Annotated in this window: 16 protein-coding genes and 2 tRNA genes; 5 read left to right on the top strand and 13 right to left on the bottom strand. The window is 40.7% G+C overall.

All coding sequences use genetic code 11. The features are described 5' to 3' along the window. Positions 1-124 precede the first annotated feature (124 nt). On the bottom strand, positions 125-2,302 hold the full coding sequence (locus CWB80_RS18525; RefSeq protein WP_054554153.1) for a YgiQ family radical SAM protein: 2,178 nt from the start codon (positions 2,300-2,302) through the stop codon (positions 125-127). Positions 2,303-2,423: 121 nt separating this feature from the next. After that, a complete protein-coding gene (locus tag CWB80_RS18520; protein ID WP_054554152.1) occupies positions 2,424-4,619 on the bottom strand; it encodes a bifunctional diguanylate cyclase/phosphodiesterase in 2,196 nt (731 codons plus the stop codon). 177 nt (positions 4,620-4,796) lie between these two features. Here CWB80_RS18520 and CWB80_RS18515 point away from each other — a divergent pair, with 177 nt between their 5' ends. Beyond that, positions 4,797-5,375: an SRPBCC family protein gene (locus tag CWB80_RS18515; RefSeq protein WP_138601925.1), complete on the top strand. Its 579-nt coding sequence runs from the start codon at positions 4,797-4,799 to the stop codon at positions 5,373-5,375. Further along, a complete protein-coding gene (locus CWB80_RS18510; protein ID WP_138601923.1) occupies positions 5,344-6,231 on the top strand; it encodes a TIGR03899 family protein in 888 nt (295 codons plus the stop codon). The genes CWB80_RS18515 and CWB80_RS18510 overlap by 32 nt, the downstream gene beginning before the upstream one ends. Before the next feature lie 33 nt (positions 6,232-6,264). On the opposite strand, the gene CWB80_RS18505 is transcribed toward CWB80_RS18510, so the two are convergent. The 9 genes from CWB80_RS18505 to CWB80_RS18465 form a co-directional block, all read right to left on the bottom strand. Further along, positions 6,265-7,032 (bottom strand): TIGR04219 family outer membrane beta-barrel protein, encoded by a 768-nt coding sequence (locus CWB80_RS18505; protein ID WP_138601926.1) that lies wholly within the window; start codon positions 7,030-7,032, stop codon positions 6,265-6,267. Positions 7,033-7,036: 4 nt separating this feature from the next. After that, the gene (locus CWB80_RS18500) at positions 7,037-8,023 is read right to left on the bottom strand and encodes a DUF2333 family protein (protein ID WP_054554148.1); all 987 of its coding nucleotides are present in this window, start codon (positions 8,021-8,023) and stop codon (positions 7,037-7,039) included. Between the two features lie 8 nt (positions 8,024-8,031). Further along, positions 8,032-8,538 (bottom strand): copper chaperone PCu(A)C, encoded by a 507-nt coding sequence (locus CWB80_RS18495; RefSeq protein ID WP_138601921.1) that lies wholly within the window; start codon positions 8,536-8,538, stop codon positions 8,032-8,034. Between the two features lie 80 nt (positions 8,539-8,618). Beyond that, a complete protein-coding gene (locus tag CWB80_RS18490; protein WP_054554146.1) occupies positions 8,619-8,945 on the bottom strand; it encodes a hypothetical protein in 327 nt (108 codons plus the stop codon). Positions 8,946-8,954: 9 nt separating this feature from the next. After that, positions 8,955-9,161, bottom strand: a complete 207-nt coding sequence (locus CWB80_RS18485) for a PspC domain-containing protein (protein WP_054554145.1) — start codon at positions 9,159-9,161, stop codon at positions 8,955-8,957. A gap of 10 nt (positions 9,162-9,171) precedes the next feature. Then, a complete protein-coding gene (locus CWB80_RS18480; RefSeq protein ID WP_054554144.1) occupies positions 9,172-9,846 on the bottom strand; it encodes a PspA/IM30 family protein in 675 nt (224 codons plus the stop codon). Between the two features lie 248 nt (positions 9,847-10,094). Continuing rightward, positions 10,095-11,072 (bottom strand): tRNA dihydrouridine(20/20a) synthase DusA, encoded by a 978-nt coding sequence (gene dusA, locus CWB80_RS18475; protein ID WP_082389307.1) that lies wholly within the window; start codon positions 11,070-11,072, stop codon positions 10,095-10,097. A 235-nt stretch (positions 11,073-11,307) separates the two neighbouring features. After that, positions 11,308-11,787, bottom strand: coding sequence for a hypothetical protein (locus tag CWB80_RS18470; RefSeq protein WP_138601919.1), 480 nt, complete (start codon positions 11,785-11,787; stop codon positions 11,308-11,310). Between the two features lie 97 nt (positions 11,788-11,884). Beyond that, positions 11,885-12,505: a MarC family protein gene (locus CWB80_RS18465; RefSeq protein ID WP_138601917.1), complete on the bottom strand. Its 621-nt coding sequence runs from the start codon at positions 12,503-12,505 to the stop codon at positions 11,885-11,887. A gap of 94 nt (positions 12,506-12,599) precedes the next feature. Between CWB80_RS18465 and CWB80_RS18460 the strand changes: the two genes are divergently transcribed. The 3 genes from CWB80_RS18460 to CWB80_RS18450 all read left to right on the top strand — a co-directional run bounded on the left by CWB80_RS18460 (position 12,600) and on the right by CWB80_RS18450 (position 13,997). Beyond that, positions 12,600-13,034, top strand: a complete 435-nt coding sequence (locus CWB80_RS18460) for a transcriptional repressor (RefSeq protein ID WP_054554141.1) — start codon at positions 12,600-12,602, stop codon at positions 13,032-13,034. A gap of 73 nt (positions 13,035-13,107) precedes the next feature. Continuing rightward, positions 13,108-13,575, top strand: a complete 468-nt coding sequence (locus CWB80_RS18455) for a chemotaxis protein CheX (RefSeq protein WP_054554140.1) — start codon at positions 13,108-13,110, stop codon at positions 13,573-13,575. Further along, entirely contained in the window at positions 13,572-13,997 is a 426-nt protein-coding gene (locus CWB80_RS18450; protein WP_138601915.1) for a secondary thiamine-phosphate synthase enzyme YjbQ, read from the top strand. Before CWB80_RS18455 ends, CWB80_RS18450 begins: the two co-directional genes overlap by 4 nt. Before the next feature lie 175 nt (positions 13,998-14,172). Here CWB80_RS18450 and CWB80_RS18440 read toward each other — a convergent pair. Next, positions 14,173-14,248 (bottom strand) — tRNA-Gly (locus tag CWB80_RS18440). A gap of 92 nt (positions 14,249-14,340) precedes the next feature. Then, positions 14,341-14,416 (bottom strand) — tRNA-Gly (locus CWB80_RS18435). Between the last annotated feature and the right edge of the window lie 18 nt (positions 14,417-14,434).

Below are 14,434 nucleotides of genomic sequence, written 5' to 3'. Positions count from 1 at the left end.
GACATAAAAAATCCGATATTATTTCTAATATCGGATTTTGAAGCTATGAAAAGATCAGTCAAGTGATCATAAAAATATTCTTAACTGATCAGCATTAGCCCTTTATGGGCCGTATTTATATCTTTTACTTTGCACGCTGCTTATTTTTACCTACTCTAGGTTTGGTATTGGCCTTTTTAAACTGGCTAAAACCGGTATGACGAGTCAGAGCTGCACGGCCTTTACCGCCCTTACCTTTAGCAGTTTTCTCGTTTCGACCTTCTTCAGGAACCAAACAATTCGGCCCTTTACCAATTAAATTCGCTTTGCCCATTTTTCTTAGTGCTTCACGAATCATCGGCCAACCAGCAGGATCGTGGTATCGTAAAATCGCTTTGTGTAAGCGACGCTGGCGTGCGCCTTTTGGAACAGGCACTTGCTCAGTATTGTTCTTAATATTGCGCAGCGAGTTCATCTCAGTGTGATAAATTGTGGTTGCATTGGCCATCGGCGATGGATAAAAGTTTTGTACTTGATCAAGCTTAAAGTCATGAGCCTTTAACCATAGCGCCATATTCACCATGTCTTCGTCTTTCGTTCCTGGGTGAGCAGAAATAAAATACGGGATCAAATACTGCTTTTTACCCGCTTCTTTTGAGTATTTATCAAATAGCTCTTTAAACTTATCGTAAGCTCCCATGCCCGGCTTCATCATCTTAGATAATGGACCATCTTCAGTGTGCTCAGGGGCAATTTTTAAGTACCCGCCTACGTGATGGGTAACCAACTCTTTTACGTAGCGAGGGTCTTCTACGGCTAAGTCATAACGTACGCCAGACGCGATCAAGATTTTCTTCACACCTTTTACATCTCGAGCTTTTTTATAAAGCTCAATCGTTGGGGTGTGATCCGTGTCCATGTGCTTACAGATATCAGGATAAACACATGATAAACGACGACACGTGCTCTCTGCCTTTTTGCTCTTACAGCGCAACTTATACATATTCGCGGTCGGTCCGCCTAAGTCAGAAATAACCCCAGTGAAGCCCGGTACTCTGTCACGAATTTGCTCAATTTCATCAATAATTGATTGCTCAGAACGGCTTTGAATAATACGTCCTTCATGTTCTGTTATTGAACAGAAAGAACAACCACCAAAGCAGCCTCGCATGATGTTCACCGAGGTTTTAATCATTTCATAAGCTGGGATTTTTTCATCGCCGTAGCTTGGGTGCGGAATACGCTGATATGGCAAACCAAATACGCCATCCATTTCTTCAGTTTCAAGCGGAAATGCAGGCGGATTTACCCAAATAGAGCGGTCGCCATGGCGTTGAAATAACGCACGCGCACAACCTGGGTTTGTTTCTTGGTGCAAAATACGCGAGGCGTGAGCATAAAGCGGTTTATTCACACTTACTTGCTCATATGCTGGTAGCTTAACGTAGGTCTTTTCCCATGGCTTAGGACGAGCAGGCTGAATCGTGATTGGCTTAGCCGCCTCGGCACTTAAATCAATACCTGCTTTTTTAAATTCAGATTTACTACAACCCACATCATCTGCGCCATACGGGTTTGGAATTGGATCAATCTTACCGATTTTATCTATTGCAGTTGAGTCACTACCACGCCAACCCGGTAATGGTTCTTTACGAATAACCGCAGTACCACGAATATCTTGAATTGTCTCAACCGACTCACCCGCAGCAATACGGTGGGCAACTTCAACAAGTGGGCGCTCAGCGTTACCGTAAATTAAAATGTCAGCTTTAGCATCAAACAATACACTACGGCGTACTTTTTCTTGCCAATAATCATAATGAGCAATACGGCGTAAACTCGCCTCAATACCACCAATGATCAGTGGCACATCTTTATAAGCTTCGCGACAGCGTTGGCTGTATACAACTACCGCACGGTCAGGACGTTTACCGCCTATGTTACCCGGCGTATAAGCGTCATCATGACGCATACGCTTTTCAGCAGTATAACGGTTGATCATCGAGTCCATATTACCCGCTGTAACACCAAAGAATAAGTTAGGCTTACCTAACGCCATAAAGGCATCTTTTGAGTTCCAGTCAGGCTGCGCAATAATACCCACACGAAAACCCTGTGACTCAAGCATACGCCCAATCACAGCCATACCGAAGCTTGGGTGATCTACATACGCATCACCACTTACAATGATCACGTCACAGCTATCCCAGCCTAACGCGTCCATTTCTGCACGAGTGGTTGGTAAAAATGGCGCCGTGCCATAGCATTCAGCCCAATATTTAGGGTAAGAAAACAGGCCTCGCTCGGCTTTTAATGCGCTCATAAAGTGTACTCTGCTAACAAAAGGGGCGAATTATACCTCAGTCTTATAGATTATTATAGAAAACAAAACGCCCTTCACATGGGAGGGCGCTGTTTAATTTGTATGCACTGACTGGAACTGGCTATTGCTTAGCTTGCAGGTAAGTAATTAACTCTTTTTCTGGCATAGGCTTAGCGTACATGAAGCCTTGCACTTCATCACAGCCAAGCTGAGCTAAATAATCTGCTTGCGCTTGTGTTTCAACCCCTTCTGCAATGGTTTTTAAGCCTAACCTTGCGCCAAGAGAAATAATTAACGCAGCAATCGCCTGACAATCTTGACCAGGTAAATCTTTGATAAAGTCGCGATCAATTTTTAGTCTGTCTAATGGTAGTTTTTGCAAATAGCTTAACGACGAGAAGCCAGTACCAAAGTCATCAATTGCAATCTCAATACCAAACTCTTTAAGTTCTTTTAATGTGGTGATCACATTAGCTAGCTCATCCATAACCACGCTTTCGGTCACTTCGAGTTCAATAAACTGCGGTTTTACATCGTATTTAATAAGCGTGTCTTTTACTTGTTGAGCATAGCCTTTAACTTTAAACTGCGGTACTGAAACATTTACGGCAATACTGATTGCAAAGCCCATTGCTTCAAGGCGCTTTTGCTGCATACATGCTTGCTCTAGCACCCATTGCCCTATATCAACAATTAAACCAGCATCTTCAGCCATCGGAACGAAAATCGCTGGTGAAATATACTGACCATTACCTGATGGCCAACGCAGTAGCGCTTCACAACCTATGATTTCTAGAGTATTTAAATCAAGTTGCGGCTGAAACCAAACCTCTAATTTACGTTGTTCGAAGTCTTGACGAAGCTGTCTAATGATCCCTAAACGCCAAGCCATTTTCTCTTCCATGTCTGGGGTATAAGTCACCACCGTTTCAGCAGATTGTTTTTTAGCTTGGTTTAAAGCAATGTAACCTAGTTTTAAAGTCTCGATCCCTGCTTGCTGAAAGTCACCTTGATAACATAAGCCAATGTTAAAGTTGATTGGCAAAATATGCTCGCCAGCATTAAATGGTAAACTTAAATGCTCACGAAGTAACTCAATATCGCATTTATCAGCAGCCAACAACAAACCGAAAACATCTGCACCAATGCGCGAGATAAGCTCTGCATTAGGGTATTCTTGTTGTAGCCTATCAACAATTGCATTTAGTAATAAATTACCGATTTCTTGCCCTAAGCCATTGTTGATATCAGAGAATTGCGAAACATCAATTAGTAAAAAGACAAAGTCATTTTTGCCCGGCTGGTAGTAGCGCTCCACCTTATTCATAAAATCGTTACGATTCGATAAACCAGTTAATACATCTTTATAAGCTGCATCACGTAAACGGTTGAATAATCGAACATTATCAAGACCTACACTGACGTTCGTTAAGAATATCTCTGCAAATTGCAGTTGTGAAGGACTTGGCGTGTGCTCAGTTTCAAGGTAAATAGCTGCTTGGCGGTTTTTGCTTTTTAATAAATACGTACTGTCTACATCTGTATGCTGATGCTCACCTTGGGCTAGGCAGTTATTGACTTGCATGATAATACGGCCATCATCAAGTTGTTCAATGCCTTGACCTATAAACTCATTGTATTCAGCGCAGCCACCTAGCACATAAACCTGATTGTCATCTTCAATTGAGCCGCACAAGAGCCCTTGTGGTTCGCAATCTAAAATAATCGAAAGCTGTTTAATAACCGCCATCGAAAACGCTTTAATATCAGTAAAACCAAGAATTGCCTTAGATGCATACAAAATATTATTTAAAGCACGGCTTTGAAATTCGAGCTGACAAACTTGTTCATAAGAGCGAATTGCTGTTACTAGGGCTGTGATAAGTTTACTACGAGTAAGTTCTGTTTTTGTTTTGTAGTCGTTGATATCGTATTCACGGATCACTTTTTCTTCAGGTGCATAGCCTGGTTGACCGGTACGTAAAATAATCCGCACATTGTGATTATTGAGGCACTCTCGTACCTGCTTTACAACTTGCAGGCCAGCATCATCTGATTCCATAACCACATCAAGTAAAATTACCGAAATGGAATGGTTACTTTTAAGTAATTCAAGCGCTTCTGAACCTGAATAGGCGTGGTGGAATCGTAAGCCTTTATCCCAGAACTCAACGCCAGAAAGCGCTAACTTCGTCACTGAATGTATCTCAGGATCGTCGTCGACTATTAATACGTCCCAAAACTCAGAGACAGTCTCTTCAACAAGCTGCTCCTCATCTTGGTCACTAAACAAAAAGTCGTTACTTTCTGATGCCATTAATAATTCCTTAGAGCAACCCTAGTAAAAATACCAACATTTTACAGTGATGCATAAAATTCTCTCAGTCACTTAACTATGATACATTTATCAGAACATATATAGTCATATCAGATAAATTATAGCCTAGGTTACGTATAATGTTATGAAAGATATAAAACTATTGCCCGAGGTAAAATGATAAAATTTTTTGTTTTAACTCTAAAAGCCCTATTTCTCAGTGCGCTAGTTATGCTTGTCGTTGGGCTATTGCTTTCTCAACGCTATACGGTTCATAAATCAATACAGGTCACTGCTAGCAGCTCAGAAATAGCGAAACTAGTCGGTGACTTTAATCAATGGCATAAATGGCAACCATGGAAAAGCGTAGATCCCAGCATCAAGTTTACGGTTTTAGAGCCAAGCCAAGGCGTTGGGGCACACCAATTTTGGCAAAGCCGTTTCGGCGATGGCGAAATGACAATAACACAACAGAATAATGAACAACTTACTTTTAATATTTTATTTAATAAAGAGCATATAGCCCAAGGAACGATCCAATTTACAGGTGCTGGTAATGAAATAAATATTGAGTGCTCGTTACAAGGTGAAGTAAATACTCCTATCATTGGTGGCTACCTTGCATTATTAAGCCAGTATATTCTCAACAACACAGTGAAACTGGCGCTCAATAACATCAAAACCCATGCGCAGTTAGCAACAACAAACAAGGCTATTGCTCCCAATGACAGTGAAAGCGGCTCAAGCGAGAGTTAATCTTGCTAATATTATAGAAAATCAACTTGGCTACCCGATTCATAAGGCATCATCGGCTAAGATTAACCATGCGAGCGATGATAGCTACTCGGCACAAGGTCAGCAGCAATTAGCCTATCAGATTAAAGCGCAAGCAAGCTTATTGGAGCGCGCCCACACTCGCCAAGAAATTCAATTTATTAAACGCCAAGAAAACATTGAAACCATCATGGCGATGGCTATGGCGTTTTGCCCGGATGTCACGGGTCAACAACAGCCCGATTTTGATTGGATAGAGCGATTTATAAGTTTATGTGAAGACACAGCTAATTCCTCAATGCAAAAGCTGTGGGCAAAAATTTTAGCAGGTGAAACAGTATCGCCAGGCACCTTTTCGATTAAAAGCCTACAAACCCTTAAACACATGACTCAACGTGAAGCAGATGCTCTTCAGCGCTGTACATCATTGTGTGGATTCAACGAAAAAGACAACAGCCACTTAATTTTACTCGGCTTTTACAAGAAACCCTCGCTGTTTGATTTACTTAGAAAAGGTAATAAGGTGTCATTTAACTTAGGGAAAACCCCAGTTAGCTTTCCTGACATTCTGACCCTAATGGATATTAACTTACTGTATCGAAAAGAAATCGAATCGGCGGTTTTAAAAGCTGGTCAAGAACTAATACTGAGCTTTATGAATCAACGCTTGGTTTTAAAAGCAAAAAGTAATGACTTAGTACTCAGTTACTATAAATTTACCCAGACTGGTGACGAGTTAAGAAAGCTAATCGCATCACCAATAAACAAAGCTTATAAGCAAATACTGGCAACATCATTAGAAGATGAATTTGAAGTTAGCTGGCAAGCTTTAAAGTAAAGCCGCCAGCTAAAAATAAATCGAAAAATTCGATTAGAAATGAACTTGAATACCTGCAAACGGGCCCGATGCATCTAAATCTGTGTAGATATCATCAATATCATCAAGCTCTAACGTCATTGAGCGGTAACCCGCTTTAATATCCATATCGATTGCTAAGTTATCAAGTAAAGCGTATGCAATACCCGCTTGGTAATCTTGGACTTTACTATCGTCGATAGCCAGTAGGCTACCTTCAAAGAAAACGCTTAAACCCGTTAATGGTAAGCCAACTTCAGCCCGGCCATACACTAAAGGTACGAAACCAGAAAAATCAACACGCTCAGTCGTGTTTTGGCCACCTTCTTGAGATGTACCAGTCACAACAATTTCACCATCAAATTGTTTAGCATTTACACCTAAATCAATTGAAACCAAATCATTATCAAAGATTTCGTAGTATAGAATGTAGTCGACATGCGATAAATCACTCACAGTGCCTACTTGTGTGCCTACAACGTAATCAGAACCACCAAAACTAAACGTTTCATCAAGTGTTGTATCACCATTTAACTCAAGTTCAGTGTATTTTAGTTTAATGTTTGGTATTAACGGCACTGGGTGCTCAAGTGCTGCGTAGTAGCTCGTGAACGTTTCATCATCAAATTTAAAGCTTTGTAGATTTCCATCTTGAGCAAAACTACCACTGTTATCTGATTGCCAACCATCAACACCTAGGTATAAACCTAATAATGTATCAGCTTGTGCTGTTGGAGCTAAACAGGCCATTGAAAGGGCAGCTGCTAAACAGTACTTTTTCATCATTTTATCCTTGCGCTAAAAGTTCGCTAAGTTCAATTAGAGCCGCATTGGCTCGAGAAATATAATTCGCCATGACCAGTGAGTGGTTAGCTACAAAGCCAAAGCCACTGCCATTTAAGATCATTGGGCTCCACACTGTTTCTTGCGTAGCCTCTAATTCACGAATAATTTGTTGCAGACTAACACGAGCGTTTTTCTTTTCTAAGACATCGGCAAAATCATATTCAACCGCTTGCAAAAAGTGTAGTAATGCCCACGTTGCACCACGCGATTCATAAAACACATCATCAATTTGCCACCAAGATGTTTTCACTTGGTTCTGTAAAGGAGCATAAGTTGCTTGATGAGCCGCGGTATCACCTGCTAAATCTGTATTCAAACGATCTTGACCAACACTTGCACTTAAACGCTGGCTCAAGCTGCCAAGACGTTTTTCTGCTTCTTTTAGCCAGCCACGTAAGTTATCTGCACGCGCATAAAATTGACTATCACGATCGTTCTGATCGGCAATTTGAGTGCGGTACACAACGAGTAAATCAATGCCTTTTTGATACTCAGTTTCAGCACTTGGCCATGCCCATGCTACCGAGCTAATATTAAATTGCGGTTGTGCTTTTTTTAACGCTTCGTGTTCAGTTGATTGAGACTGCGAACGGCTGAAATCTTTACGCATCGACAAGACTAAATCGCGGGTCATTTCAAGCGCGCCATATTCCCACGCAGGCATGTTATCCATCATTACGCTCGGTGGCATCATATCGTTAGATAAATAGCCGCCAGGCTTATTTAATAATGTACTTGCTACATTGATCAACGTTGTGGTTGTTGTATAGCCTGTTACAAACTTTTCACCACGCATCTGCGCTTCTTGTTTAGCCTTACTTACAACATCCATACGAGCTGGTTCACTACTCCAGTAAACAGCAATCGCGTAAAAAATAATTAATATAATAAGTAATGCACTGGCTATTTTTCCTTTATGCTCAGACATAATATCTCCTAGTGATGTGAGTGCCCTTTACTTTTTTGTGATGCCTGTTCAGACATTTCTTGTAAAGACACAACTTTAGCTTGAGTAAAAACTCGATTGCCGTCATTAAAATATAGCGTGAGTTTGCGCTCTTGCCCTGCTTTTAGCTGCTCTTCAGGTTCAAACACCATTAAGTGATAACCACCTGGTTTAAATTCAACACTGCTGTGACCATCAATTTTTAATGATAAAACCTGTTCCATTTTCATCATGCCATCAACATGAGTATGTTGATGAATTTCAACACGACCTAAACCATCAAGCTCTGCTTTAGTTAACACTGCTGCGTGTTCACTTGGGTTAGTAATGGTCAAATAAGCAACACTTGCTTTACTGGCTGGTAAAAATTCACGTACCTGCGCGTTACTTACAGTAACTTCGGCAACATCGCTGTGGTCATGACCACTATGGGCAGATGAAAAAGTACTAAAGAATAAGCTTGCGGTAAGAAAAGAGAATGCGGGCCACAGTTTCATTATGTTTTAATCCTTGTTAAGACATTAACTTACCCGCTAAATTTAGCATATTTTATGTATTAAGGCAGTTTATTCGTACCTTAAGCTGGCGATTTTTTGTTATCGGCAATCAACCAGCATAATGCCGCGATAAGTAAAAGTGGCCATGCAATCATTACTGAGCCAAACAAAAACGCAAGTACAACACCAATCAGAGCAACAACACCCGCACCAAGTAGGCCAATGGTAAATAGCGCCACACCTGCAACAACGGCAATCACAGCGACAATTGCACCGATGACCTCAAGCCCAGCCCAACTCATGTCAGCAATTGACAATGGTAATTGCCATGAGTCAAAGGATACAAATGAAACTGCATCAGTGCATAGTAATAACATTGCCAAAATGATGATAGCTAACGTTTTCATGCTCTACTCCTAGTAACCTTTCACTGGTAAAGTGCAATGAGCCACTAAATAACCCACGCCGATTAACAGCGGCATTTGAATAAGTAATATGATCATGACCAAGCGTGTTGACCATACCGGGAATCCCAAGCGCGCAGCGAGTCCGCTACACACACCCGAGATCTTTTTGTTACTTAGATCACGGTACCAACGTGTCGATGTGTGATAAGTATTCATCATTAACCTCCTAAGCCGACTGCTTCATCGTTGCTTTTAAATCTGCAAGCTCTTTATCGATAGCTTCATCTTTCTCAAGGGCTGCGATTTGTGCTGCTGTTGAATTTGCAGCATCACCTTGTGTAAGTTCATACGCTTCAACTTGCGACTCAATGTTTTCAACGCGCTGCTCTAAGTAGTCAAAACGTGCTAATGCATCTTCAACTTTACTGCTATGCAGCTGCTCTTTTACTTTTAAGCGTGCTGTAACAACGCGTTCTTTTTGCATGTAAGTCAGCTGTTTGGCTTTTGCATCTGCAAGCTTGTTTTGTAAACGCTGACAATCTTCTGTCAATTTAGCGAGTGACTCTGCCACTTTATCCATTTCAGCTTGTTGTGCTTCGATTTCTGTCGTTAAACGCTGCTTTTCAACTAATGCTGCTTTGGCAAGATCATCACGATCTTTACTCAACGCTTTTTCTGCTTTCGCTTGCCAGTCTGCTACTTTCGCTTGTTTCGCTGCAATTTCACGTTTCATTTGTTTTTCTTGCGTTAAAAATGTCGCAGCAGTTGCACGGCATTCAGTCAGGGCATCCTGCATTTCTTGCACGAGTAGATTAAGTAACTTTTCAGGATCTTCAGCTTTGTCTAATGCTGCAGAAAGGTTTGCCTGAATAATGTCATTTACGCGATTTAATACACCCATGTGACTCTCCTGTTGATTATTGGGTTAATACAACTAGGAGATTCCAATTCTTGTGCCAACTAATGAATAAAATAAATTTATTATTTATATACAATAAGTTAGATTAATTAAATTTAGATTCAGGCTGACTAGTGACTGAATGAAAAATAACTAATTTGACTAAATAATTAACTTTTTCACTAAATTTTAGGATCAAAAAAGCCACAAAATGTGGCTTTTAAATAGGCTATTTTTAATAGGCTTTGTGATTAGGCTTCTGGGACAAAACTTAAAGCTTTATCCATAACAGATAAATCGGCCGCTTTACCATGGCCTTTTTCTGAAAGGTGGCGTCTGAAACCACGCGCACCAGGTTGGCCTTGGAAAATCCCCAACATATGGCGAGCAATATGCCAAAAGTTAGCGCCTTTGCTCATTTCATCTTCAATATAGTCATACATCGAGCGTACAACCTGATGACGACTTAGCGTAAAGGCTTCATCACCATAAATATTTTCGTCGACCTCAGACAAAATAAACGGATTACTATACGCCTCACGACCAATCATGATGCCATCAACATAATCAAGGTGAGCCACACTATCAGCAATTGTTTTCACGCCACCATTTAAGCTTAAGTGCAGTTGCGGATAATCTTTCTTCAACTGATAAACGCGCGGGTAATCCAGAGGTGGGATCTCACGATTCTCTTTTGGGCTTAAGCCATTTAACCACGCTTTACGCGCATGAATAATAAAGTCATCGCAACCAACATCATGACTCGCTTCAATTAAAGCACATAAAAACTCATACGAGTCTTGCTCATCAATACCAATGCGCGTTTTAACTGTAACAGGAATAGTCACTTCGGCCTTCATTGCAGCAACGCAGTCAGCAACCAGTTTAGGCTCAGCCATTAAACAAGCACCAAAACGACCATTTTGCACACGGTCAGACGGACAGCCAACATTTAAATTTACTTCATGATAACCGCGCTCTGCTGCTAACTTTGCACACTTAGCCAACGCTTCAGGATCTGAGCCACCAAGTTGCAATGCCACTGGGCCTTCATGCTCATTAAAATGTAAGTAATCGCCCTTACCAAATAATATAGCGCCGGTTGTCACCATCTCAGTGTAAAGCACAGCATGCTTAGTCATTTTACGGTGAAAGGTTCGACAGTGACGATCTGTCCAATCTAACATGGGTGCCACGGAAAAACGGCGGTTTAATGTCGTTGTGCTCATAACATGGCCCCTTTAAAGATCAATGCATTTACTTGCAACTTAAATTACCTAATACGATTAACGCTTAATATAGCGATGACACATACCTTTAGGCATGCACCGAAATGAAAAATTGCAGCCATTATACCACCGAAGCTAACTCCCGGCATGGCTTAATCGAAGATCAGATGATGAAAAGAGACGAAGAAGTGTACTGCAATCTCACTTCTTTTAAGAATAAGCAAAAATGGAAAGGTTACATCTTCACTTCATTTAGAAGATGTTCAAGATTTTGGCCCGTAAGCTCTAAAACAGTAATTTCGAGTTCTTTGTAATCCTCATTTTTCAGGTTAACTAGCTTAGCACCAACAGCTATTCGTGCGATTTTCTCAACGGGGTCTATTTCTACAATTTCAATTGATGCTCGCGTGTCGTGATCTTTTGATTGCACATAATACTCGCTAAAGAAGGTACCATCAGCACGGACATTTGGATTACTGTCAGACACAGACTGCAGGAGCGTGCCTTTCTTTAAATCACTTTTACGAAGTGAGAAGCTATATTCTGCCACATTAGCATGACCAACAATTACAGTTACGGCGCTTTCACCATTAATTTTAAAATCATGGTCTGTTACTTCGATGACTTTTAGCTTACCACTATCATAGGTCGGCTCCATGCAAGCACCTAAACTAAAAATCAGAAAGACAGATAAAACAACGTTTTTGATTAGCATTCTTTGTTCCTTAAATTTTATATTGCCTTCTTTAAAGTTAGATAAAAGAAGGCAATTATTCAAAGTTTAAATCACTGAAAATGCACTTTAAATTAAACTACGCGACGACACTTAAACCAAAATAGTGAGCAATACCACCTAAGATATTAGTCACCGCCACTGACGATAGAATTAAACCCATCACCCGGCTAATAATACTTGCGCCACTATCGCCTATTAACTTATGAACATGCGTAGCAAGTAGAAGTAAAACCAACACAATTACTAATACCAAAAGCATGATTGAGGAAGTTATAAGCTGTTCATACCAAGTGTATTCGGTATTTCGGGTCATTAGTACTGCACCAAGCATGGCACCCGGACTGGCAATAGAAGGAATCGCCAAAGGAAAAATAGCGGTTTCAGTGCTATCACGAACACTTTTTATCTCGGTTTCAGGTTTACTTTCACCAAATATCATCGACAGTGCAAAAAGTAATAGCACAATTCCTCCAGCAATCTGAAACGCCGAAAGAGGAATGTTAATCGCGTTTAAGAGTAGCTCACCTGCAACAACAAAAAATAATAAAACCAGCGCCGAAACGCCAACCGCCTTTAAAGCAACTTTGCGTTTGAACTTAGCATCATCCCAGCGCGTAACAGCAATAAAAACGGGAACTGTGCCTATTGGATCGATTACCGCAAAAAAGAAAATGAATGCCGCTAGCAATTCACTCATTAATCAAACTCCCTAAAAACGTGTTAGCGAATAAAAACACTGCAACTACAATACAGTATGTTAGTATATCACGGTAGCGTAAGGATAAGAGAAGATGAATATAGAATCACTCGTCAGTAAAGCAAAACAAGTATGCGATAATCGTGGTGCTCGTTTCACACCCATCCGTGAAAAAGTATTCCGCCTATTAGCTAGTGCGCAAGGTGGTGTGGGTGCTTATGACCTATTAGAACAACTTAAATTAACTGAATCAGGCGCAAAACCAGCCACTATTTATCGAGCGCTCGATTTCTTATCGGAACTTGGCTTTATTCATAAAATTGAAAGCACCAACTCATTTATGTTGTGCCATCATTTTGATCACATCCACCCTGTACAATTATTAATTTGTGATAGCTGTGGTTATGTAAAAGAATTACATTCAACAGTAATTTCTCATGAACTTAATAACTTAGCAGCTGAAAGTGGATTTATTGTCTCTGGACAAACAATCGAAGCGCATGGTAAATGCGAAAAATGCAAAGAATAAGTGCGGTGTTTGAAACAACCACTACACTTAAAGTATGATTAACGGCATTTCGAAACCTAAGGGAAAATAAATAATGAATGTGGAGTTCATCAACCCTTTTTTATCATCATTATTAAATGTATTGAGCACTATGGCTCAAACAGAATTAAAGCCGGGTAAACCTAGTTTAAAGAAAGACGAACTAGCCCGTGGCGATGTATCAGGTTTGATTGGTATGGTTGGCCCACAAACTAAAGGTTCACTTTCAATCACCTTTGATGAAAATCTAGCTCTGACCATTATGGAAAGAATGCTAGGTGAACGCCCTGATACGGTAAATGAAGAAGTAACCGACATGGTAGGTGAAATTACTAACATGGTAACAGGTGGCGCAAAAAATCTACTTGGCGAAAAAGGCTATGAGTTTGATATGGCAACGCCAGTTGTAGTGTCTGGTAAGGGACATACAATTGCTCATAAATGTGAAGGTGCCAAGGTATTAATTCCATTCACGTCAGCTGATGGTAACGCCAATATTGAAGTTAGCTTTGATAAACTATGAGCTGGCAGCAAAAAACCATTCAATTGAAGCCTCGCTCACGAGGCTTTCACATCATTGATGACGAGCTACTTCGGCAACTTCCAGAGATAACACAATACAAAGTCGGCTTATTACATCTCTTCATTCAACATACGTCTGCAAGCTTAACTATTAACGAAAATGCAGATCCTACAGTAAGAATGGATATGGAAAGTCACTTCAATCATTTTGTGCCAGAACGACAAAGTTATTACCGCCATGATTATGAAGGCGATGACGACATGCCTGCCCACATAAAAAGCAGTACATTAGGTGCTGAACTCACCATTCCAATTAACCAAGGCCGTTTAATGCTTGGTACCTGGCAAGGTATCTATTTAGGCGAACACCGAGATCATGGTGGCGCTAGACGTATTGTCGCGACGGTTCAAGGTCAGATTTAAAACTAGCTGTAAGCTGTAAGCTGTAAGCTGTAAGCTGTAAGCTGTAAGCTGTAAGCTGTAAGCTGTAAGCTGTAAGCTGTAAGCTGTAAGCTGTAAGCTGTAAGCTGTAAGCTGTAAGCAAATCTTGCTATTAACTAAATTATTTAAGAAAGTGTTTTTGGGATTTTTTAGAGATTGGAGCGGCACACGAGGCTCGAACTCGTGACCTCAACCTTGGCAAGGTTGCGCTCTACCAACTGAGCTAGTGCCGCATAAATAAGTTGTAAGCTGCAAGTTTCTAGTTTCAAGCTAATGCTTTCAACTTTCCCCTTGAAACTTAAGCCAATTTCTTTTGGTGAGAAATTGGAGCGGCACACGAGGCTCGAACTCGTGACCTCAACCTTGGCAAGGTTGCGCTCTACCAACTGAGCTAGTGCCGCAGACAAAAGTAGTCAGTA

The sequence above is a fragment of the Pseudoalteromonas sp. S1650 genome (assembly GCF_005887195.1).
Lineage (GTDB): Bacteria > Pseudomonadota > Gammaproteobacteria > Enterobacterales > Alteromonadaceae > Pseudoalteromonas > Pseudoalteromonas simplex.
The sequence above is the reverse complement of the archived record's forward strand: the minus strand, read 5'-3'. Positions and strand labels throughout refer to the sequence as shown.

Bases quoted from the DNA above. Each gene is read 5' to 3' on its own strand.
- CWB80_RS18505 (WP_138601926.1), bottom strand. From the start codon at position 7,032: ATGAAAAAGTACTGTTTAGCAGCTGCCCTTTCAATGGCCTGTTTAGCT.
- dusA (WP_082389307.1), bottom strand. From the start codon at position 11,072: ATGAGCACAACGACATTAAACCGCCGTTTTTCCGTGGCACCCATGTTA.
- CWB80_RS18495 (WP_138601921.1), bottom strand. From the start codon at position 8,538: ATGAAACTGTGGCCCGCATTCTCTTTTCTTACCGCAAGCTTATTCTTT.
- CWB80_RS18480 (WP_054554144.1), bottom strand. From the start codon at position 9,846: ATGGGTGTATTAAATCGCGTAAATGACATTATTCAGGCAAACCTTTCT.
- CWB80_RS18515 (WP_138601925.1), top strand. From the start codon at position 4,797: ATGATAAAATTTTTTGTTTTAACTCTAAAAGCCCTATTTCTCAGTGCG.
- CWB80_RS18500 (WP_054554148.1), bottom strand. From the start codon at position 8,023: ATGTCTGAGCATAAAGGAAAAATAGCCAGTGCATTACTTATTATATTA.
- CWB80_RS18520 (WP_054554152.1), bottom strand. From the start codon at position 4,619: ATGGCATCAGAAAGTAACGACTTTTTGTTTAGTGACCAAGATGAGGAG.
- CWB80_RS18485 (WP_054554145.1), bottom strand. From the start codon at position 9,161: ATGAATACTTATCACACATCGACACGTTGGTACCGTGATCTAAGTAAC.
- CWB80_RS18490 (WP_054554146.1), bottom strand. From the start codon at position 8,945: ATGAAAACGTTAGCTATCATCATTTTGGCAATGTTATTACTATGCACT.
- CWB80_RS18455 (WP_054554140.1), top strand. From the start codon at position 13,108: ATGAATGTGGAGTTCATCAACCCTTTTTTATCATCATTATTAAATGTA.
- CWB80_RS18465 (WP_138601917.1), bottom strand. From the start codon at position 12,505: ATGAGTGAATTGCTAGCGGCATTCATTTTCTTTTTTGCGGTAATCGAT.
- CWB80_RS18460 (WP_054554141.1), top strand. From the start codon at position 12,600: ATGAATATAGAATCACTCGTCAGTAAAGCAAAACAAGTATGCGATAAT.
- CWB80_RS18525 (WP_054554153.1), bottom strand. From the start codon at position 2,302: ATGAGCGCATTAAAAGCCGAGCGAGGCCTGTTTTCTTACCCTAAATAT.
- CWB80_RS18450 (WP_138601915.1), top strand. From the start codon at position 13,572: ATGAGCTGGCAGCAAAAAACCATTCAATTGAAGCCTCGCTCACGAGGC.
- CWB80_RS18510 (WP_138601923.1), top strand. From the start codon at position 5,344: ATGACAGTGAAAGCGGCTCAAGCGAGAGTTAATCTTGCTAATATTATA.
- CWB80_RS18470 (WP_138601919.1), bottom strand. From the start codon at position 11,787: ATGCTAATCAAAAACGTTGTTTTATCTGTCTTTCTGATTTTTAGTTTA.